Source organism: Microbacterium sp. 1262, from assembly GCF_040544895.1.
Lineage (GTDB): Bacteria > Actinomycetota > Actinomycetes > Actinomycetales > Microbacteriaceae > Microbacterium > Microbacterium plantarum.
The window spans coordinates 601419-619868 of sequence record NZ_JBEPKU010000001.1; the positions used below are offsets into that span (position 1 = coordinate 601419).

25 protein-coding genes are annotated in these 18450 nt (G+C 69.6%); 8 read left to right on the forward strand and 17 right to left on the reverse strand.

What is annotated here, in order from left to right; genetic code table 11:
- Positions 1-155: 155 nt before the first annotated feature.
- A complete protein-coding gene (locus ABIC53_RS02830) occupies positions 156-503 on the reverse strand; it encodes a hypothetical protein (RefSeq protein WP_282501162.1) in 348 nt (115 codons plus the stop codon).
- A 198-nt stretch (positions 504-701) separates the two neighbouring features.
- On the opposite strand from ABIC53_RS02830, the gene ABIC53_RS02835 reads away from it, so the two are divergent.
- Complete coding sequence (locus tag ABIC53_RS02835) at positions 702-1031, forward strand: DUF7882 family protein (protein WP_274178658.1); 330 nt, start codon at positions 702-704, stop codon at positions 1029-1031.
- Positions 1032-1035: 4 nt separating this feature from the next.
- Here the strand turns inward: ABIC53_RS02835 and ABIC53_RS02840 are convergent, their stop codons facing one another.
- The 5 genes from ABIC53_RS02840 to ABIC53_RS02860 all read right to left on the reverse strand — a co-directional run bounded on the left by ABIC53_RS02840 (position 1036) and on the right by ABIC53_RS02860 (position 3039).
- Positions 1036-1380 carry a hypothetical protein gene (locus tag ABIC53_RS02840; protein WP_274178657.1) on the reverse strand — a complete coding sequence of 115 codons (345 nt, stop codon included), beginning with the start codon at positions 1378-1380 and terminating at the stop codon, positions 1036-1038.
- Between the two features lie 176 nt (positions 1381-1556).
- The gene (locus ABIC53_RS02845) at positions 1557-1916 is read right to left on the reverse strand and encodes a hypothetical protein (protein ID WP_274178656.1); all 360 of its coding nucleotides are present in this window, start codon (positions 1914-1916) and stop codon (positions 1557-1559) included.
- 64 nt (positions 1917-1980) lie between these two features.
- The gene (locus ABIC53_RS02850) at positions 1981-2298 is read right to left on the reverse strand and encodes a hypothetical protein (RefSeq protein ID WP_274178655.1); all 318 of its coding nucleotides are present in this window, start codon (positions 2296-2298) and stop codon (positions 1981-1983) included.
- A gap of 78 nt (positions 2299-2376) precedes the next feature.
- Positions 2377-2652: a hypothetical protein gene (locus ABIC53_RS02855; protein ID WP_112617109.1), complete on the reverse strand. Its 276-nt coding sequence runs from the start codon at positions 2650-2652 to the stop codon at positions 2377-2379.
- Between the two features lie 21 nt (positions 2653-2673).
- Positions 2674-3039, reverse strand: a complete 366-nt coding sequence (locus tag ABIC53_RS02860; RefSeq protein WP_282501161.1) for a DUF7882 family protein — start codon at positions 3037-3039, stop codon at positions 2674-2676.
- Positions 3040-3234: 195 nt separating this feature from the next.
- Between ABIC53_RS02860 and ABIC53_RS02865 the strand changes: the two genes are divergently transcribed.
- Positions 3235-4188 carry a DMT family transporter gene (locus ABIC53_RS02865; protein WP_258524673.1) on the forward strand — a complete coding sequence of 318 codons (954 nt, stop codon included), beginning with the start codon at positions 3235-3237 and terminating at the stop codon, positions 4186-4188.
- Between the two features lie 17 nt (positions 4189-4205).
- Here ABIC53_RS02865 and ABIC53_RS02870 read toward each other — a convergent pair whose 3' ends face one another.
- The 6 genes from ABIC53_RS02870 to ABIC53_RS02895 form a co-directional block, all read right to left on the reverse strand.
- Positions 4206-5180: an NAD-dependent epimerase/dehydratase family protein gene (locus tag ABIC53_RS02870; protein ID WP_354450274.1), complete on the reverse strand. Its 975-nt coding sequence runs from the start codon at positions 5178-5180 to the stop codon at positions 4206-4208.
- Positions 5177-7798: an alpha/beta fold hydrolase gene (locus ABIC53_RS02875; RefSeq protein WP_354450276.1), complete on the reverse strand. Its 2622-nt coding sequence runs from the start codon at positions 7796-7798 to the stop codon at positions 5177-5179. The genes ABIC53_RS02870 and ABIC53_RS02875 overlap by 4 nt, the downstream gene beginning before the upstream one ends.
- Before the next feature lie 41 nt (positions 7799-7839).
- Positions 7840-8862 (reverse strand): 3-oxoacyl-ACP synthase III, encoded by a 1023-nt coding sequence (locus tag ABIC53_RS02880; RefSeq protein WP_240309742.1) that lies wholly within the window; start codon positions 8860-8862, stop codon positions 7840-7842.
- Between the two features lie 124 nt (positions 8863-8986).
- On the reverse strand, positions 8987-9415 hold the full coding sequence (locus tag ABIC53_RS02885; protein WP_354450278.1) for an ImmA/IrrE family metallo-endopeptidase: 429 nt from the start codon (positions 9413-9415) through the stop codon (positions 8987-8989).
- On the reverse strand, positions 9405-9770 hold the full coding sequence (locus tag ABIC53_RS02890; RefSeq protein WP_354450280.1) for a helix-turn-helix domain-containing protein: 366 nt from the start codon (positions 9768-9770) through the stop codon (positions 9405-9407). Before ABIC53_RS02890 ends, ABIC53_RS02885 begins: the two co-directional genes overlap by 11 nt.
- A gap of 45 nt (positions 9771-9815) precedes the next feature.
- Entirely contained in the window at positions 9816-10142 is a 327-nt protein-coding gene (locus ABIC53_RS02895) for a helix-turn-helix domain-containing protein (RefSeq protein WP_354450282.1), read from the reverse strand.
- A gap of 83 nt (positions 10143-10225) precedes the next feature.
- Between ABIC53_RS02895 and ABIC53_RS02900 the strand changes: the two genes are divergently transcribed.
- On the forward strand, positions 10226-10468 hold the full coding sequence (locus tag ABIC53_RS02900; RefSeq protein WP_162815455.1) for a helix-turn-helix domain-containing protein: 243 nt from the start codon (positions 10226-10228) through the stop codon (positions 10466-10468).
- A 7-nt stretch (positions 10469-10475) separates the two neighbouring features.
- Here the strand turns inward: ABIC53_RS02900 and ABIC53_RS02905 are convergent, their stop codons facing one another.
- Both ABIC53_RS02905 and msrB read right to left on the reverse strand, forming a co-directional pair.
- Entirely contained in the window at positions 10476-11012 is a 537-nt protein-coding gene (locus tag ABIC53_RS02905; protein ID WP_112617104.1) for a nitroreductase family protein, read from the reverse strand.
- On the reverse strand, positions 11009-11416 hold the full coding sequence (gene msrB, locus ABIC53_RS02910) for a peptide-methionine (R)-S-oxide reductase MsrB (protein WP_023954808.1): 408 nt from the start codon (positions 11414-11416) through the stop codon (positions 11009-11011). Before msrB ends, ABIC53_RS02905 begins: the two co-directional genes overlap by 4 nt.
- A gap of 66 nt (positions 11417-11482) precedes the next feature.
- Here msrB and ABIC53_RS02915 point away from each other — a divergent pair, with 66 nt between their 5' ends.
- The 5 genes from ABIC53_RS02915 (at position 11483) to groL (ending at position 15464) form a co-directional block, all read left to right on the forward strand.
- On the forward strand, positions 11483-12478 hold the full coding sequence (locus ABIC53_RS02915; RefSeq protein WP_354450285.1) for a DUF2332 family protein: 996 nt from the start codon (positions 11483-11485) through the stop codon (positions 12476-12478).
- 9 nt (positions 12479-12487) lie between these two features.
- Entirely contained in the window at positions 12488-12730 is a 243-nt protein-coding gene (locus ABIC53_RS02920; protein WP_354450287.1) for a DUF3263 domain-containing protein, read from the forward strand.
- A gap of 29 nt (positions 12731-12759) precedes the next feature.
- The gene (locus ABIC53_RS02925; protein WP_354450288.1) at positions 12760-13344 is read left to right on the forward strand and encodes a LytR C-terminal domain-containing protein; all 585 of its coding nucleotides are present in this window, start codon (positions 12760-12762) and stop codon (positions 13342-13344) included.
- A gap of 121 nt (positions 13345-13465) precedes the next feature.
- Positions 13466-13669 (forward strand): cold-shock protein, encoded by a 204-nt coding sequence (locus tag ABIC53_RS02930; protein ID WP_023954799.1) that lies wholly within the window; start codon positions 13466-13468, stop codon positions 13667-13669.
- Between the two features lie 175 nt (positions 13670-13844).
- Positions 13845-15464 (forward strand): chaperonin GroEL, encoded by a 1620-nt coding sequence (gene groL, locus ABIC53_RS02935; RefSeq protein ID WP_354450290.1) that lies wholly within the window; start codon positions 13845-13847, stop codon positions 15462-15464.
- A 60-nt stretch (positions 15465-15524) separates the two neighbouring features.
- Here the strand turns inward: groL and ABIC53_RS02940 are convergent, their stop codons facing one another.
- From ABIC53_RS02940 to ABIC53_RS02950, 3 genes are all read right to left on the reverse strand, one after another.
- On the reverse strand, positions 15525-15812 hold the full coding sequence (locus tag ABIC53_RS02940) for a WXG100 family type VII secretion target (protein ID WP_354450292.1): 288 nt from the start codon (positions 15810-15812) through the stop codon (positions 15525-15527).
- A 131-nt stretch (positions 15813-15943) separates the two neighbouring features.
- On the reverse strand, positions 15944-17629 hold the full coding sequence (locus ABIC53_RS02945) for a sensor histidine kinase (RefSeq protein WP_354450294.1): 1686 nt from the start codon (positions 17627-17629) through the stop codon (positions 15944-15946).
- Positions 17630-17741: 112 nt separating this feature from the next.
- Positions 17742-18434 carry a response regulator transcription factor gene (locus ABIC53_RS02950; RefSeq protein WP_023954791.1) on the reverse strand — a complete coding sequence of 231 codons (693 nt, stop codon included), beginning with the start codon at positions 18432-18434 and terminating at the stop codon, positions 17742-17744.
- Positions 18435-18450: the final 16 nt, after the last annotated feature.

Genomic DNA, 18450 nt, shown 5'->3' on the forward strand with positions numbered 1-18450 from the left:
CGATGGAGGAGGCGTCGTCGTGAGCCTCGTCTCCTCGTCGGGAGTATTCGCCGTGCACCCTGTCGCTGCGAGAAGGAGGGCTAGCGAGAGCAGGCTGAGGCGGCGCAGACGATGGCGGGGCTTCATGTCTCGCAACGCTATCGCAACGCCTCGGCTCAGTAGCCCTCGAGATCGGGGTCCCAGTCGTCCGTGTCGATCGGCGCCATCGGCTGCGCCTGTCCGGCGGGGCGCCGATAGGGGTAGTGCGGGTTCATCCGGAGCAGGGTGGCACCGGTCGAGAAGTCCGGTTCGTCTCCGTGCCACGGAGCGGGCTCGGACATGATCGCGATGCCGGGGCCGAGGATGAGGTCGACGCTGCTGTTCGCGGAATCGCCGCTCGCGACGGGAATCGTCACCCGCTCGGAGTGCGCAAGGTTGGCGAGGGCGACGTTGAGTCGGAGCAACACGTCGGCGACGTCGTCCGTCGTGAGGACGACGCCCGTTCCGTAGTGGATCCGACGCACTGGACAATTGTCGTCGGGTGGCGAAAGTATGCAAGGTGGCTTGCGCGAGCGGGGGAGCGCGACGCATCATTTGCGCCCTCGGCGCGGTCTCCCGACGCCCGACGGGCGCGGTACATTTTGGTCAGCCGCTCGGACGCTCAGGCGTCAGAGGAGCCCCGGTCCGGGGCGGGTCGCGACCGCTGCTCGAGAGGGAGAACCATGGGACATCTGATCTACGGTGTCGCACCGGCCATCAACATCGACGACTGGGCGCTGCAGCATCTCCGTGCGGTCATCGTCACCAAGCTCCGTCGCGACGAGAGCTTCGTCTTCACATGGGGCAGCGAGCCCGACACGCATGGTGACGACGCGGCCGCGGGGCAGGAAGGCGAGTACGGAAGCGTCTGGATCTCACGCGCCTCCTCGCTGTACTTCAGCTTCACCGAAGCGCCGACGGGGACCCTCAACCGGCGGTGGCTCGTGGTTCTCAATGAGGCGGCGAACAGCGCGGCCGGGTTGCGGTTGGTCCCGGAGCCGCCCGGCGACTGAGTCCTCAGGCCGCCCGGCTGGCGATGAACGCGGCGGACTTGGACTGCAGGAACGAGCACAGAGCGGACACCATCGCGAGCTCTGAAGAGAGTTCGAAGGCGCGGCCCGCGTCGAGCTTGACGTCCTGCTCGCGCGCTTCGAACGTGATCGCCCAGTGCGTCGACCCGACGGGCTCGGGCTGCAGGTAGGTCACGGTGCCGGCGTTCACCAGGTCGAGGCCGATGAGGCCGGTGTCGTGGCCCCCGGTGCCGTCCTGAGGCATGACCCGCAGCCGCTCGCTGATCGGGTAACCGAGCTCAGCGAACTCGGCCAGCCAGGCCTCCAGTGTTTCCTTCGTGCGAAACGGCATGCGCTCCTCCAATGGCACCCGGCAAAACACCCTGTCGTGTTGCCAGCGCTCATTATCACCTGAGCTCGCGACCGTTCCCGACGCCCGCGCCCGCGGCGTTCGCTTCGATGCTCGCCTCTACTGAAACGGGATCAGCACGTTGCGTTCCACAGCTCCGTGCCACACTGCGGCAGGCATCAGATGATGTCGATCGCTCCGCCGAAATCGTCGTTCCACGACGTGAGGTCGTCGGTGTCGGCTGTCGGGCCTGGCTCAGGCGCGAGCCGGGGATAGTCGGGATGAAGCTGCAGCCAGCCGACGGCATCCTCGAAATCCGGCTCCGGGATGTCGATGGCGGCGGGCCGGGACAGGATGTGGATGCCCGTCCCGATCACGAGGTCGACCTGCGCGGGTTCCTCCGATCCCGGCTCGATTGCGAGGATGGTGACGACTTCACTTCCCGATGTGGCGGCGACGCTCGCGGTCAGAGCCAGCAGCGCGCGGGCGACGGCGTCGCTGGTGATGAAAGTCTCGCCCCCGTACTTCACGTAACGCATCGCCGTGCACGATGCCACCTCACCCCGCGATGCGGCACGGGGTTGCCAACTCGCGCTCGGCGGGCTAACCGCGCCTGTGGTCGCTCCGACGCGTGACGGCGTTGCGCCAGACGACCGTGTTGAGCTCGCCGGCGGGGCTCATCCAATGCACCACCACGACGCGGTCGTTCCATCCGTGTGCGACAGCCGCGACCCGTTCGGCCGGCTTGTGCGGCCACGACACCCATGCCCACACCGTGGGCCGCTCCGCCGGCCACTCGAGCGGGTCGGGGCCGTAGGCCTGCATCGGGATCGTGCACGGCGGGATGCGCATGAGGACCCGCTCGGTGCGCTCGTCGGCACGGCGATCGATCGCATCGGCGTAGCGCTTGTTGGTCCCCACAGGCCGGGTTCTCCTCTCCCGGCCCGAAGACTGTCATGGCCCGACGACATCCCGACGAGATGGCGCGCGGACGCGTCGTCAGTGCTTGCGGATGTTGACGAGCTGCCAGCCCTCCGGCACCTGCGCGAAAAGCGCCTGCCGGTCATCGGCCTCGATGTCGCGCAAACCGTCGCGCCGCTGATACGTCGCGGTCGCCTTCAGCTCTGTGCTGCCCTTGATCATCTGGACGGGAGCCGACACGAGGTCGAAGCCCTCCGGCGCGGCAGCCTGCGCCTGATCGCGGATCTCCTCGAGCGAGTGCCCGGCAAGCTCGACGGTGGTGTTCTCGACACGACGAATGGTGCCCACGTACATGGGACAAGCCTAAGCGTCGCGTCAGTGCAGCCCGATCATGTCGGCACGATCGTGCATCGTCACGGCATCGCGACCGCCGCGACCGCGAGGGGTCGGCTCCGGGGTCAGGTACAGACCGCTCCCGGAATTCGCGACGGCGGTGAGCGCCTCGAGCCAGTCGCGGTTGAGCTGCGGCGAACGGTGACCGTGGTACTTGAATACCAGGTCGGCGTTCTGATGGATCCAGACCGACCGCCGCCCGTCGCCGATGCTCACGTCGTCGCGCCACGTGAAGAAGAAGCACTCGTTGCGCCGCAGCTTCGACCCGATCACCTGCTGCAGGTGCGCGAGCGCGCGGTCCTCGATCTCGACTTTGGTGTTGCCGTTGCCATAGATGAATCGCCCCATGATGGTCCCCGAGAAGAACGATTCGCGGGTCGGCCGCCGCACCGAGGGGGGATGTGCGACGTGCGGACCAGACCCGCGAACCGTTCCCCGTTCTCCTTCTCCACGGTCCCGGTTCGTCCTGCGAGCGTCAAGAGGGGGCGGATGCAGTGCTCGCGGGTTCGTGGCGTGCGGCGCTCCTGATGCACTATTGACCGAGTGACCGATCAGACTCGACCCCCGGCTCTGCCGCTCGGAGCGGCGATCGCCGCGACGGTGTTCATCGGCGTCCTCACCGCCGTTCAAGCGCGCATCAACGGCGCGCTCGGCGCAGCGATCGGTGACGGGTTCGTCGCGGCATCCATCTCGTTCGGAAGCGGGCTGGTGCTCATCCTCGCGATCACCCTGCTGGCTCCCAGCGGGCGGCGGGGACTCCGTCTCCTGATCGCGGGGGCGGGGCGCGGCATCCCGATCTGGATGCTGCTGGGCGGCCTCGCGGGCGCCGTCACGGTCGCCACGCAGGGGCTCACCGTCGCCACGATCGGAGTCGCGCTCTTCACCGTCGGGCTGGTCGCGGGCCAGACGGCGGGCGGCCTGGTACTCGATCGCGTCGGGTACGGACCCGCCGGGGTGGTCGCCGTGACCGTGCCCCGCCTGGTCGGGGGACTGCTCGCGATCGTCGGAGTCGTCCTGTGCGCGCTCGGTCAGCGGGGTGAACCGGTCGCGTGGTGGATGCTAGCGCTGCCGCTCATCGCCGGAGCCGGCATCGCCTGGCAGCAGGGCACCAACGGGCGCCTGCGCCAAGAGCTTGGCAGCCCGCTGTCGACGACGGTCGTGAACTTCACGGGCGGCTCCATCGCGCTCGGCATCGCGGCTGCGGTGAGCGTGACCCTCAATGGAATGCCCGCGGCGCTGCCGTCCGAGCCCTGGATGTACCTGGGCGGCGCGATGGGGGTCGTCTACATCGTCATCTCGGCCGCGCTGGTGAAGCGCACCGGCGTGCTGCTTCTGGGCCTCGGATCGGTCGTGGGGCTGCTCGCCGCATCGATCGTCCTCGACGCGATCGCGCCCCCTCCGGCGGGACCGTCGCTGCTGGCCGCCACGGTCGCGGCCGGTGTGGCCTTCGTCGGCGTCGTCATCGCCGTCGTACCCTGGCGGCGCCGAGTCCGCTGAGGTGTGATGAGCGCGACTCAGCGACGAGCGGCGTAGTGCTCCGCGAGGCGCGCGAGGCCCTCATCGATAGAGACGGTCGGCGCCCACTGCAGGTCGCGCCGGATGTCGGTCTGATCGAACCAGTGCGCGGTCGACAGCTGTTCGGCGAGGAAGCGCGTCATCGGCGGCTCGTCGGCGCCGGGACGCACCTCCCAGACCTTCTCCACGGCGGCTCCCGCCGCGCGCGCGACGGCAGCCGGTAGGCGCAGCTTCGGCTCGGGGGCTCCCGCTGCGCGGCAGATGCCCGCCATCAGGTCGCCCACGGGCCGCGGTTCGCCGTTGGTGAGCACGTAGGCGCGACCGCCGACGGCATCCGCCCGGTGCAGGGCCGCGACGATGCCGGAGGCGGCGTTATCGACGTACGTGGTGTCGATCAGCGCCGTGCCGCCGTTGAGGAGGGGCAGGGTGCGCCGCCGCGCCCGAGCGACGATGCGCTCGATGAGCTGCGGGTCGCCCGGCCCCCACACCAGGTGCGGCCGCACCGCGACGACGTGCATGGCTGCGCTGTCGCGGCTCAGCGCGATGAGCTCGGCCTCCGCCTTCGTGCGCGCGTATTCGCCGCGCGCGCGGACGGGGTCGGCCGGGTCGGCCCCCGCTCCCGCGAGCGCAGACCCGGCATGGGCGACCGATGGTGAGGAGACCTGGACGAAGCGCGCCACGCCGGCTGCCGCCGCGGCGTCGAGGAGGGTCGTCGTGCCGCCGACGTTGACGTCGTGGAACTCGCGCCGGTCACCGGCGAGCGACACCTTCGCGGCGAGGTGGACGACGGCATCGGCGCCCGCCACCGCATCCGACACGGTCCTCGCATCCGTGACGGATCCCCGGACGTCGTGCGCGCCGGCGACACCCGAGGGGCGACGCTGCAGGGTCCGCACCTCATGTCCGGCGGAGATCAGCTCGGCGACGACGGCGCGACCGAGAAATCCGGATGCACCGGTGGCGAGGACGATCACGGCGCGCTCGGCTTCGCGCCCGCGAGCACGCGCTCGGCCCATGCCGCCAAGCGCGACCGGTCGATCTTGGAGTTGTGACGGATGTCGGTCGGCAGCGCCGGGACGATGAGCGCCGCAGCGACGGGCGTGTCGGATGCCGCGCGGATGCGCTCGGCCAGATCCGACGGTGCGAGGCCCGGCCGACGCGCGCCGGGCGTCGTCTCGACGACCGCGACGCAGACCTGGCGGCCGCGCGGTCCGACCCCGACGATCGCGGCACGGCGAACGTCGTCGATGCTCTCGATCTGCTGCTCGGGACCGACGGGCGTCACGGGGCCGTCGGTCGTGACGATGACGTGGGGGAGCCGCCCCTCGACCCAGAGCCTGCCTTCGCCGTCGAGGTGGCCGACATCGCCGGTGCGGTGCCAGCGTCCCGGATGCGCCTGAGTGCCGCGTACGGCATCGCGGTCGGTAGCCCAGAGGCGGTGATATCCGCGCTTGAGGTGCGGTGCCGAGACGACGATCTCACCCGTCACGTGCGGCGTGTCCGACAGATCGCCCGTTGCGCGCCCGTCGTCGTCGAGAGCCGAGATGCGCACCGTGCCCGATCCGATCGGCGTGCCGACGCAGACCCCGGCGTCGGGTGCCTGCTGTGCGCTCTCGAGCTCGCCGAGGGTGACGTCGGTGACGAGCAGGCACTCGGTCATGCCGTACGGCGTATGCGCCGCGGCGGCGGGCATGAGCTGGTGCGCCTGACGCAGGAGATCGATGCTCACCGGCGCGCCGGTCGAGAGGAACGTCCGGACCTGCGCGAGCGCTGCGCGATCGTCGGGAGTGAGCGCGCCGGCTGTGGCGCAGACGTTCGCGACGGCGGCGGGGGAGAGGAACACGATTCGCGCACGCGAGGCGCGCACGGCTTCGGCGACGGCCGACGCCGTGAGGGTGCGCGGTGCCGAGACGTCCATGCGCGGCGTCGCCGATCGCGTACCGAGCGCGGGTCCGAGCAGCGCAAACGGAGCGAAGCCCGTGACCAGTCCGACGTCCGGGGTGACGTCGAAGTGCGCCCCCAGGGTGTCGCGTAGCGCGGCCAGTTGCGCGTGCGTGTAGACGACGCCCTTCGCCGGTCCCGTCGAACCCGACGTGAAGAGGATGGCCGCCTCGTCGTGCGCGCTCGGGGGTGCCGGAACGGTGGCACGCGACCCGGAAGCCGCGATCTCGGCCAGACTCGCCTCGACGCCGAGCGCGCGCGCTGCCGGCGCCGGAAGGTTCGGCGCCGAGATGCGTCGGCCGGGCCATCCGAGTGCGCGGGCCGCTGCGAGGCCCGCCTGCTCGCCGATGACGAAGGCGGGCGCGGTGCCGCGAACGGCCCGCGAGAGTCCGCGGATGCCCAGCCCCCGGTCCGCGACGACCACGACGGCACCGATGCGAAGGCATGCGTAGAGCACGGCCGTCAGGGTCGGGCCGGGCTGGACCAGGAGCGAGACGCGGTCTCCGGGACGGATGCCGAACGCCGCGAATCCGGCGGCGAGCTGGTCGACGCGCTGCGCGAGTTCGTTCCAGCTGACATCGAGCGGTTCGCCGCCGACCCGACGGGTGAGGTCGACCACGGCGGTGTCCCCGTCGTCGCGCCGGTCGTACAGTCGCTGCCAGATCGGAACGAACGGCTGAGCGTCGCCGTACGCGTTCTCCTCCTCGGCGCGAATGCCGCGGTCGACGGAGTCGCCGTGGTCGCCGCCGGACAGGCCCTTGTCGTCGAGCCAGTCGAGCACCAGCTCTGCGTACGGTCGTTCCTCGGCGAGCATGTGACCGGCGCCTTCGAAACGGTGGACGTCGGCGTGCGGGAGTCGACGCGCGAGATCGTCGAGGTGGTGCTCGCCGAACACGGGGTCGCGCGGTCCGCGAAGCAGCAGGGCGGGCACGGTGAGGTCTACGAGACCGCCCGCGAGCTCATCCAGCGCCGGTGTGCTCGGGTGGTCGGGCGTCGCGGGGATGTCGGCGACGAAAGCGCCGATGCCCCGGCGGAGCTCGCTCGACGCGTAGGGCGCCCGGTAGGCGGCGCGCACGTCGGGCGCGAGCGGGGGATCGGCCAGCGCGAGGGTCGTGTCGAGGAACGCGGTCGTCTTGACCGTGGTGGTGGCCAGCAGCGATCGGGCTCCTGCGACGCGCAGGGCCGAGGGCAGCGGCATCCCGGCCGGGTGGTGCACAGCCGTGTTGAGCACGGCGACGGCGTCGACCCGGTCACGATTGCGCACGGCCCACCCGAGAGAGACCGGGCCGCCCCAGTCGTGTCCGAGAGTGACGAGGGTGCCGGCGATGTCGAGGTCGTCGATGATCGCACCGAGGTCGGCGATGCGCTGGGGCAGACCTCTCGTCAGCGACGTCCGCTCGGAGTAGCCCATCTCGAGCTGGTCGACGGCGACGATCCGCCAGGCCGGCCCGCCGGCCCGTGCACGCTGCAACGACGCAGCGACGAGGCCGCGCCAGAGGTACGACCAGGTCGGGTTGCCGTGCACGGCGATGATCGTCCCGACGGGCTTGATGCCTTCGCGCGCGAGCAGCGGGGCGGTGTCGAGCAGGTGCCAGCGGCGCTGCGACCCGGCGTCGGCGCCGACCCCGGTGACGACGCGGGTCGTCGACACGTTGCTCTCTACTCCGGGCAGCTCCCGCGGCACCGAGGGGATCACCAGGCGAGCTCCAGCATGCTGGTGTTCAGGCCCGACCCGACCCCCATCAGCAGGACCCGGTCGCCACGCTGCAACGTCGACTTCTCCGCATCGAGGGTGATCGGGATGGACGCCGGTCCGACGTTGCCCAGGTGAGGGTAGGTCACCGGCACACGACGCCGGTCGAGACCGACCGCCTTGACGATCGCGTTGGTGTGCACGGACGAGACCTGATGCGTGATGTAGCGGTCGATCGTCGACCACGAAAAGGTCGACTGCGCTTCCTTCCACGCATCGACGACGAGCGCGAGCCCGCCTTTCAGGAGCGCTTTGGCGTCGGTGAACATCCCGTCGACGCTGCCGACGCACAGCTCGTGGAACTGCGTGGCCGCGCGGGTGACGCCACCGACGATCCGGTGCCCGCCGGGGTTCTCGCTCGCCCGCCCCAGCACGGCCGCGGCGGCGCCGGAGCCGAGCGTGAGCGACGCGAACTCGCTCATGAAGCCGTCGCGGCCGAGACCGCCGCGATTGAGTCGCTCGACGGTGTTGACCTGGATCTCGTCGGCATCCTCGCCGTTGACGATGATCGCGTAGTCGATTTGGCCCGACTGGATCATGCCCGACGCGAGGCTCATGCCGTTGATGAACCCGAGGCAGGCGTTGGCCACGTCGAAGTTGATGGCCGAGGTGGGCAGGCCGAGCCCGTGGTGCAGCCGAACCGCGACCGACGGCTCGAGATGCTTGCGCGACACCGAGGTGTTGATGAGCAGTCCGATCTGGTCCGGGCGCACACCCGCCTCGTCGAGCGCTCGCCGGCCGGCCTGGATCGTCGCGTCGTCGGACGACTCGCCCGCCGCCCAATTGCGCCGCTCGTTCACGCCCGCGACGCGTCGCAGCAGGCCGGGCTTGAGCTTCAGCTGACGCAGCACATCCGACAGCCGCTCCTCTATCGCGTCTGACGGGGTGATGCGGGAGGGGAGGACACTCGCGACCGAGAGGAGGGCGACGTCGTCGTAACGAGTGGTGGCGTTTCCGTGCAATGCGACTCCCGCGGTGTCTCCGGTGGCCAGCGGCTTCTGCCTCCGACCTGCGCTCGAGGCGCCTCCGGGCATCCCTCGATTTTACGTCTCGACTCATGCGGTCGGCTGCATGCGGATCGCTGTGCTACCTCGCCGCGCCCGTCGGGATGTCCGGCATACGAAGGGTGCGAGGGTGCCGGAGCGTGCGTTGGAAGGCCCGGATGAGGTCGACGGTGACATCGAGCTCGAGGGCCATCGCATCCACGTGTCCGTCGTGAATGCTCTCGGCGCGCGCGTAGTCGTCGACGGACACCAGCATCCGCGCCGCCCATTCGTCGGCTCTCGCCTCCTGCCGTTCGGCGTGGTGCGGGTCGCGAAGCGGCACGTCACCGTGGACGGCATGAGCGCACTCGTGTGCCAGCACCGACCGGTGGAGGCGTCGGGCCATTCCCGGCCGGAGCCGGACGATACGGAGCCCGTGCTCGTACTCTCCGTCGCGATCGGGAGGCAGGTCGGTGATCGTCAGGCGTACGCCGAGAAGATCGAGTGTGTCGAGAAGTTCGTCATCCGTCACCGTCGTCCCCTCCGCGGTCATCGTGTGGCGCTTTGGCCACCGCCCGCTCAGTATCGCGTGAGGGTCCGACATCGATGCGAGGGATGGGAGACCCGTCGCGGGTCCGGCGAGACTGCCGGCCCGGCATGACGACGACCTGCGCGATAGGGATGCCGACCGCGCGGCAGACGGCGTCGAGTTGGTCGATCGTGAAGACCTTCTTGGCAGCGAGCACCCGCGACAATTGCGAGGCCGACATGCCCGCTTGGGCGGCGACGTCGGTCTGGCGCAGTCCGCGGCGTGCGATCTCGGTGGCGAGCAGGCTCGCCACATGACGACTGAGCGGGCCGGGTTCCGGGGTCTTTCCTGAGGGCACGTGCCCAGTTTGGCGGAGTTGGCGGCATTCTGCCGCCCGGCTGCATCATCCGTCACACTCGTCCGCTCCGCGGTCATTCTGCGGCGCCTTGGACACGGCGATGTCGACGGCTCCGCTGCCGGGCCACCGCCGCCGGCCGGGCATGACGACGACCTGCCCGATAGGGATGCCGACGGCGCGGCACACCGCGTCGAGCTGATCGATCGTGAAGACCTTCTTCGCGGCGAGGACGCGCGACAGCTGCGAGGCCGACATGCCGGCCTGGGCGGCGACATCGGTCTGACGCAGCCCGCGACGAGCGATCTCGACGGCGAGCAGATTCGCGACGTGGCGACTGAGCGAGCCGGGTTCCGGCGTTCTTCCTGTGGGCACGTGCCAAGTTTGGCTGAACTATTGCCATGTGGCAAGAGCGTCAATAGTGTTGCCATATGGCAGACGGCTTGCTAAGCGCTCGAGTGGCTCGGTCCATCCGCGCGGTTCTCGCGGATGAGCGGTTGACGCAGGAATGGCTGGCAGAGGCGAGCGGGATCCCGATGCGAACGCTCGCCCGCCGCTTGCACGTTCGGCAGCCGTCGGCGATGTCGATCGAGGAGCTGGCGCGGATCTCGGCAGCGCTCGACGTCGACATCGCCGACCTCCTCGACGAGCGTCGTCTGTCGGCCCGCAGGCTCCGATCCCGCTCGCAGCCTCCGACCTGAGGGCGATTCAGGGCATCGGGCTCAGAAACGACTCGCCGTCGATCGACTTGCGGCGCCCCGAGTCGCGGTCTGCGGGCTTACCGCCGACATAGAGCCAGCCGAGCAGCTCCTCGCGCTTGCCGAGCTTGTGCGCCTTCGCGACCGCCTTGGATCGCGTCGCGCCGCCCGTGCGCCAGAACACGCCCCACCCGGCCTCGTCGAGAAGCAGGCTCAGCATGTGAGCGACGCCTGATGCCACGGCCTCCTGCTCCCACCGCGGGACCTTGCTCTTCTTGCTGTAGCTGGCGACGACCGCGATGAGCAGCGGGGCGCGCATCGGCTTCGTCGAGACACCGAGCTTGCCCTCGGCCTTGTTCAGCGCGCGGCCCAGCCGCGTCCGCCCGTCGCCTCGGATCTCGATGAGCCGCCACGGACGCAACGACGAGTGGTCGGCGACCCGCCCCGCGGCCGAGACCAGTCGCACGAGCTCCTCGTGCGAGGGTGCCTCGTCGGTGACCTTCGACCACGACCGGCGTGCGCCGGCGGCTTCGAAGGCTCCGGTCACTTCTCCTGCTCGGGCGTGAACGACAGCGACAGCGAATTCATGCAGTAGCGGTCACCGGTGGGCGTGCCGAAACCATCAGGGAAGACGTGCCCCAGGTGCGAACCGCAGTTCGCGCAGCGCACTTCCGTGCGCACCATGCCGTGCGAGCGGTCCTCGATCAGTTCGACGGCCTCGGGGCGCACCGACTCGTAGAAGCTCGGCCACCCGCAGTGCGAGTCGAACTTCGTTCCGCTCTGGAACAGCTCGGCGCCGCAGGCGGCGCAGGTGTACAGGCCCGCGCGGCTCTCGTCGAGCAGCTCCCCGGTCCACGCGCGCTCGGTGCCGGCCTGCCGCAGCACCGCGTACTGCTCAGGGGTGAGCTCCTCGCGCCACTGCTCGTCGGTCTTGTTCACGGAATAGGTCATGTCTGCTCCTTCGCCTCGTCCTATTCAACTCGACGTTGCGGGTCGATGTTCCCTGAGAATGGCTTCATGTCCGACGAGTTCGCCGCCGTGATCGAGCGCTACCGGCGGTTCGCCGTCGACGAGGCACCCGGGCGATCGGATCTCTACGCGGCATGGGCGCGTCGCGTCGTCGAAGATCGCGACCTGCTGCAGGTGCTCTCGCGGCTTCCCGCGAACCGGCGCCAGCCGCCGCTCGTGTTCGCGGTCTGCCGCCTGCTGGGTTCCGGCGACGTGGATTCGTCGTCGTGGGCATCGTGGGTGCTCGACCACGCCGACGCCGTCGTCTCGGAGACCCTCGTCCGCTCGGTGCAGACGAACGAGCCGCTCCGCTGCGCCGCGCTTCTTCCGACGCTGTCGCGCGTCGCGGGGCCCATCGCGTTGCTCGAGGTCGGAGCGAGCGCCGGGTTGTGCCTGTATCCCGACCGCTACTCGTATCGGTACCTGGGTGACCACGGCGAGACGCGCCTCGACCCGCCCGCGGGGGCGGCCCCGGTCGAGCTGACGAGCGAGGTGAGGGGAGTGCGGATGCCGCGCGTGCGGCATCCCGAGATCGTCTGGCGCACCGGCATCGATCTCGCCCCGTTGGACGTGCGCGATCCCCGCGACGTCGACTGGCTGACGCGCCTGGTGTGGCCGGGCGAGAGCGGGCGGGCGGAGCGCATCCGAGCGGCGGCGGCTGTCGCGGCATCCGACCCGCCCCTTCTGTTCGCCGGCGACGCGTACGACCTTCTTCCGGACGTGGCAGCGCTCGCCCCGGCCGACGCGACGCTCGTGATCACCACGCCCGGGGTGCTCGTGCACATCCCGCGGGAACGACGCGCGGGCGTGGTCACGCGTGCTCGCGGACTGGGGCGGTGGCTGACGATCGACGAGCCCGCCACCCATGACGGCTGGGCAGGCGGTGCTCCCTCCGGCTGGCGCGACGGCTTCGCGGTCGCCCTCGACGGGGAGATCGACGCTGCGGCCGACCCGCTCGGGCGATGGTGGGAGTGGCGTCCCGGCTCCGAGCGCGCGCGGTCGTAGCGTGGAGACGTGCCACTTTCCGAACGCGACCGCTCGATCCTCGATTTCGAGGCGCGTTGGGGTGCTCACAGCGGCGCGAAAGAAGAGGCCGTCCGCGAAGAGCTCTCGCTGAGCCCCGCGCGGTACTACCAGCTGCTCGGGCGGATCATCGAGTCGGTCGACGCGCTGTCGCACGATCCCCTGCTCGTGCACCGCCTGCGGCGCATGCGTGCGGCGGCCGAGCGCTCGCGCGCCGACCGCGCGGCCATGTGACGCGAAGCTTCGGCAGATAGCATTCCTCCGTGCCGACAACGACATACCCGAAAGACCGCTTCGACGAGCTGCCCGCCGACACCACCCGCGTCGGCGCCCACCGGGCCGAGAACCCCCGGCTGCGCGCCGGCGTGCTCCTGGTCTGGGCTGCCGTCGCGGTCCTCGTCCTGGTGGCGGCGGGCGTCCTCGGCACGATGATCGTCACCGGTCGCATCGGGTTGTTCCCGGCGGCGCCCACGGCGACGTCCGTGGTCGAGGCTCCCGTCGAGGCCGATCCGGTCGTCGACACCTCGTATCCCGTCCTGATCCTCAACGCGACGTCGGAGCGCGGACTGGCGACCGCCCTCCGCGACACCGTCGTCGGTGCCGGATGGAACTCGGATGTCGTCGACGCGGGTGACGCCAGCACTCATGACTTCGCGACGACCACGATCTTCTACGTCCATGCGGAGGACGAGGGCGCCGCGCGGGGCCTCGCCCAAGTCATCGGCGGAGCGGACGTGGAGATGAGCGAGGCCTATGCAGGCCCGGACGGCGCGGACGGGGCGCCCAGCAAGCAGCTCACCGTGGTCGTCGGCGAGGACCGCGCGGGCGGCTCTTCCGGCGGCGAATGAGGGGGCGTGTTTCACGCTCGTGAAATTCTCGATGCGGCCGTGTCAACAGTGACCGGAAGCGCCGGATCCGGCGGAACGCCCTGCATACGATGACGCTGTCGCACAGCATCAGGAGATTCGCATGACACAGGGCACCGTCAAGTGGTTCAACGCCGAGAAGGGTTTCGGCTTCATCACCGTGAACGAAGGGCAGGACGTCTTCGTCCACTACTCCAACATCGAGATGAGCGGCTTCCGCGTGCTCGAAGAGGGCCAGGCGGTCGAGTTCACCGTGGGGACGGGGCAGAAGGGTCCGCAAGCGGAATCGGTGCGTGTCGTCGCCTGAATCGCAACACTCCACGGAGCGCACCGCCATCGCGGTGCGCTCCGTCGTTTCCCCGGGTCGCGTCACCGGCCACGCGGCTTGCACTCCCCATGGGCGAGTGCCAGAATGGCTTTAGCACTCACGTTCATCGAGTGCTAAAGACTGTTCTCCACCGTCCGGGAGGGACGACACACACATGGCAAAGATCATCGCTTTCGACGAGGAGGCCCGCCGCGGCCTCGAGCGCGGCCTGAACACGCTGGCCGACGCCGTCAAGGTGACGCTCGGCCCGCGCGGTCGCAACGTCGTGCTCGAAAAGAAGTGGGGCGCCCCCACCATCACGAACGATGGCGTCTCGATCGCCAAGGAGATCGAGCTCGACGACCCGTACGAGAAGATCGGTGCGGAGCTCGTCAAGGAGGTCGCCAAGAAGACCGACGACGTCGCCGGTGACGGAACGACCACCGCGACCGTCCTCGCTCAGGCGCTCGTCCGCGAAGGCCTGCGCAACGTCGCAGCCGGCGCCGACCCCATCTCGCTCAAGAAGGGCATCGAGAAGGCCGTCAAGGCCATCACCGACCAGCTCCTCGCTGACGCCAAGGAGGTCGAGTCGAAGGAGCAGATCGCTGCCACCGCTTCGATCTCGGCTGCTGACGCCTCGATCGGCGAGCTGATCGCCGAGGCCATCGACAAGGTCGGCAAGGAGGGCGTCGTCACCGTCGAGGAGTCGAACACCTTCGGCACCGAGCTCGAGCTCACCGAGGGCATGCGCTTCGACAAGGGTTACATCAACCCCTACTTCGTCACGGACCCGGAGCGCCAGGAGGCCGTCTTCGAGGACCCGTACATCCTCATCGCGAACCAGAAGGTCTCGAACATCAAGGACCTTCTGCCCATCGTCGACAAGGTGATCCAGGAGGGCAAGGAGCTCCTCATCATCGCCGAGGACGTCGAGGGCGAGGCTCTCGCGACGCTGGTCCTCAACAAGATCCGCGGCATCTTCAAGTCGGCTGCCGTCAAGGCTCCCGGCTTCGGCGACCGTCGCAAGGCTCAGCTGCAGGACATCGCGATCCTCACCGGCGGCCAGGTCATCACCGAAGAGGTGGGCCTCAAGCTCGAGAACGCCACCGTCGACCTTCTCGGCCGTGCGCGCAAGGTCATCATCACGAAGGACGAGACCACGATCGTCGAGGGTGCCGGTGACTCGGCTCAGCTCGAGGGCCGCGTGACCCAGATCCGTCGCGAGATCGACAACACCGACAGCGACTACGACCGCGAGAAGCTCCAGGAGCGGCTCGCGAAGCTCGCCGGTGGCGTCGCCGTCATCAAGGCCGGAGCTGCGACCGAGGTCGAGCTCAAGGAGCGCAAGCACCGCATCGAGGACGCCGTCCGCAACGCCAAGGCAGCTGTGGAAGAGGGTGTCGTCGCCGGTGGTGGTGTCGCGCTCATCCAGGCCGGCAAGAACGCGTTCAGCGGTCTCGAGCTCTCGGGCGACGAGGCGACCGGTGCGAACATCGTCAAGGTCGCGATCGAGGCTCCGCTGAAGCAGATCGCTCTGAACGCCGGCCTCGAGCCGGGCGTCGTCGCCAACAAGGTGGCCGAGCTCGAGATCGGACACGGCCTGAACGCCGCGACCGGCGAGTACGGCAACCTGTTCGAGCAGGGCATCATCGACCCGGCCAAGGTGACGCGCTCCGCGCTGCAGAACGCTGCGTCGATCGCGGGCCTGTTCCTCACGACCGAGGCGGTCGTGGCGGACAAGCCGGAGAAGACCCCGGCTCCCGCGGGCGACCCCACGGGTGGCATGGACTTCTGATCCATCGCATACAGAACGGCCCCTCCTTCGGGAGGGGCCGTTCTGCGTTTCGGAGGGGCCTCAGCGGAACAAGCCCGCGGCCGCTGCCTCGGCCTGCAGGTACTGCTGGCCGGCGGCATCCAGTGCCGATCCGATGTCGCCGAGCGCCGCCTCCACCTCGCGCTGCGCCGCGCGCCACCTCTCGACGACGACCTGGAAAGCGAGAGCGGCGCTGCCGGTCCACGAGCCCTGCAGTTGTGTCAGTTGCGCCATCATCGCGCCGGTGTCGCTCTCGATGCGTCCCGAGGTGGCGCGGATGGCGGCGGTGGCGCTCGCTACGGCGTCGCTGTCGATCGAAAAGGTGGCCATGTCGCTCCTTGCGTCGTGTGCGGTGGATGCCGACACGCTAGGTCGCCGTCGACCCGCTGCGCTCTCGCGCGGATGCGATCGGGGAGAGGCCGGTGCCCGGTGCGGCGGGGGAGAAGCCGCCGCCACCCCGCTCAGCGCTCGTCGCGCAGACGCGGCAGCGGCTGGGTCTCGATCCAGAGATGCTCGGCGGCCTCGCGGCGATCGGCTAGGGGGAACGCGACCCGGAACGTGGCGCCGCCGCCCGGCGTGGCCTGGACGTCGATCGAACCGTGCAGCGCCTCCACGATCGAGGCGACGATGGACAGGCCGAGGCCCGAGCCGCCGGTCTCGCGCGTGCGCGACGTGTCGGCCCGCCAGAACCGCTGGAAGATCTTCTCGCGCAGCGGTTCGGGGATGCCTTCGCCGTGATCGATCACCGAGATCCATCCCATGCGGGCGTCGCGATCCAGGCCCACGGCGATCTCGATCGGGGTGCCCTCCGGGCTGTAACGCCGCGCGTTGCCGATGAGGTTGGCGACGACCTGGCGGATGCGGTTCTCGTCGCCGAGGACGACCGGTACGAGCGGCGGCTCGCTCGGCTGCAGCAGCGGCTTCGTGTCGGCGGTCGCGCCGGGCGACGTGCTCGCGGACGCGGCATCCGTCTTCCGGGACGCCGTGCCGGAGTCTCCCGAACGAGCGCCCCGCTCGTCCTTCGGTCGCCGCCGCAGGCGGGAGAGCGTCTGGCCGGTGCGGTTGCGGGCACCGCCGGAACGCTTCGTCGTCGTGGCGGTCCCCGTGTTCGTCGGCAGATCCACCGTGAGCGTCTCATCGGAGTACTCGATCACCGAGACATGGCGCTCGGGCGCCGCCGCTCGCGTGTCGAGCGCGGCGTCACGGGCGATGGGACGCAGGTCGACCGGCGCGATGACCAGGTCACGGCGTTCGTCGAGGCGCGCGAGCGCCAGGAGGTCTTCAACGAGACCGCTCATCCGAACGGCCTCCTTCTCGATCCGCTCCATCGACTGCGCGGTGTGCTCGGCGTCGGTGATCGCGCCCATCCGGTACAGCTCCGCGTATCCGCGGACCGTCACGAGCGGCGTGCGCAGCTCGTGACTGGCGTCGCCGATGAACCGCCGCATCTGCTGGACCGTGGCGTCGCGCTGGGCCAGGGCGGTGTCGATGCGGTCGAGCATCGCGTTGATGGCGATCTTCAGCCGGCCGACCTCGGTGCCGGGGGAGATGTCGCCCATGCGCTGGCTCAGGTCGCCGGCCGCGATCGTCATCGCGGTCTCCTCGACCTGACTGAGGCTGCGGAAGGTGAGGGTCACGAGCCAGCGGGTGCCGAGAGCGCCGGCCACGAGGATGAGGGCGGCGATCACGGTGTAGATGCTGATGAAGTTCGCGACGGTCTGCGTCACCGAGGTCAGCGGAAGCGCGACGAGCTGCGTATAGCTCTCACGCGACCCCTCGGGCTGGAGGACATCGACACTCGCGTGGAAGGTGCCGGTTCCCTGGCGAGCGGGGAGCTCGAAAGGCTCGGTGCCTTTGACGACCGTGCGGTCGAGGGGGAACGAGGCGGGCAGATCGGGGCGGACCGACTCGGGTCCGCCCGCGACCGACAGCAGCTCGCCCTCAGCGCTGTAGATCGCGACGACGAAGGTGGTCGGCGCCGGTGACTCCTTCGCCTCGAAGAGCGCGATGCCGTCTTCGACGGTGACATCCATCACCGTGCTCGCCAGGTCGGTCGGGGCCAGCGAGCGGAGGCTGCCGTCGAGCGCGGCGACCTGGGCGTTGCGCAGGAAGATCATCGTTCCCACGCCCGCCGCGATCAGCCCCATCGCCAGCAGGGTGACGATGACGCCCGTGACCTTCGTACGCAGGCTGATGCCGCGCCACCACCGGGTGACGCCGTCGTTCGCGGAATCGCTCAGGCGTCTGCGCTCCCGCGGATCACGCCGACTTGTCGGCCTTGAGCATGTATCCGAAACCGCGCTTGGTCTGGATCAGCGGCTCGGAGGAGTGCGGGTCGATCTTGCGGCGCAGGTACGAGATGTAGCTCTCGACGATGCCGGCATCGCCGTTGAAGTCGTACTCCCACACGTGGTCGAGGATCTGCGCCTTGCTCAGCACCCGGTTCGGGTTGAGCATCAGGTAGCGCAGCAGCTTGAACTCGGTGGGCGACAGGTCGATCGAGACGTCGCCGACCTGGACGTCGTGGGTGTCCTGATCCATCGTCAGCTCGCCGGCGCGGATGATCGACTCCTCGTCGGCCTGCATCGTCCGGCGCAGGATGGCCTGGATGCGGGCGACGATCTCGTCGAGACTGAACGGCTTCGTGACGTAGTCGTCGCCGCCGGCGTTGAGTCCCTCGATCTTGTCCTCGGTCTCGTCCTTCGCGGTGAGGAAGAGGATCGGCGCGGTGTAGCCCGCGCCCCGCAGGCGCTTGGTGACGCTGAAGCCGTTCATGTCGGGCAGCATCACGTCGAGCACGATCAGGTCGGGCTCCTCCTCGAGCACGGCCGAGATCGTCTGCGCTCCGTTGCCCACGGCGCGGACCTGGTATCCGGCGAACTTCAGCCCGGTGATCAGCAGGTCACGGATGTTCGGTTCGTCGTCCACGACGAGAATGCGCGGTGCTGTCATAGGCCCATACTGGCAC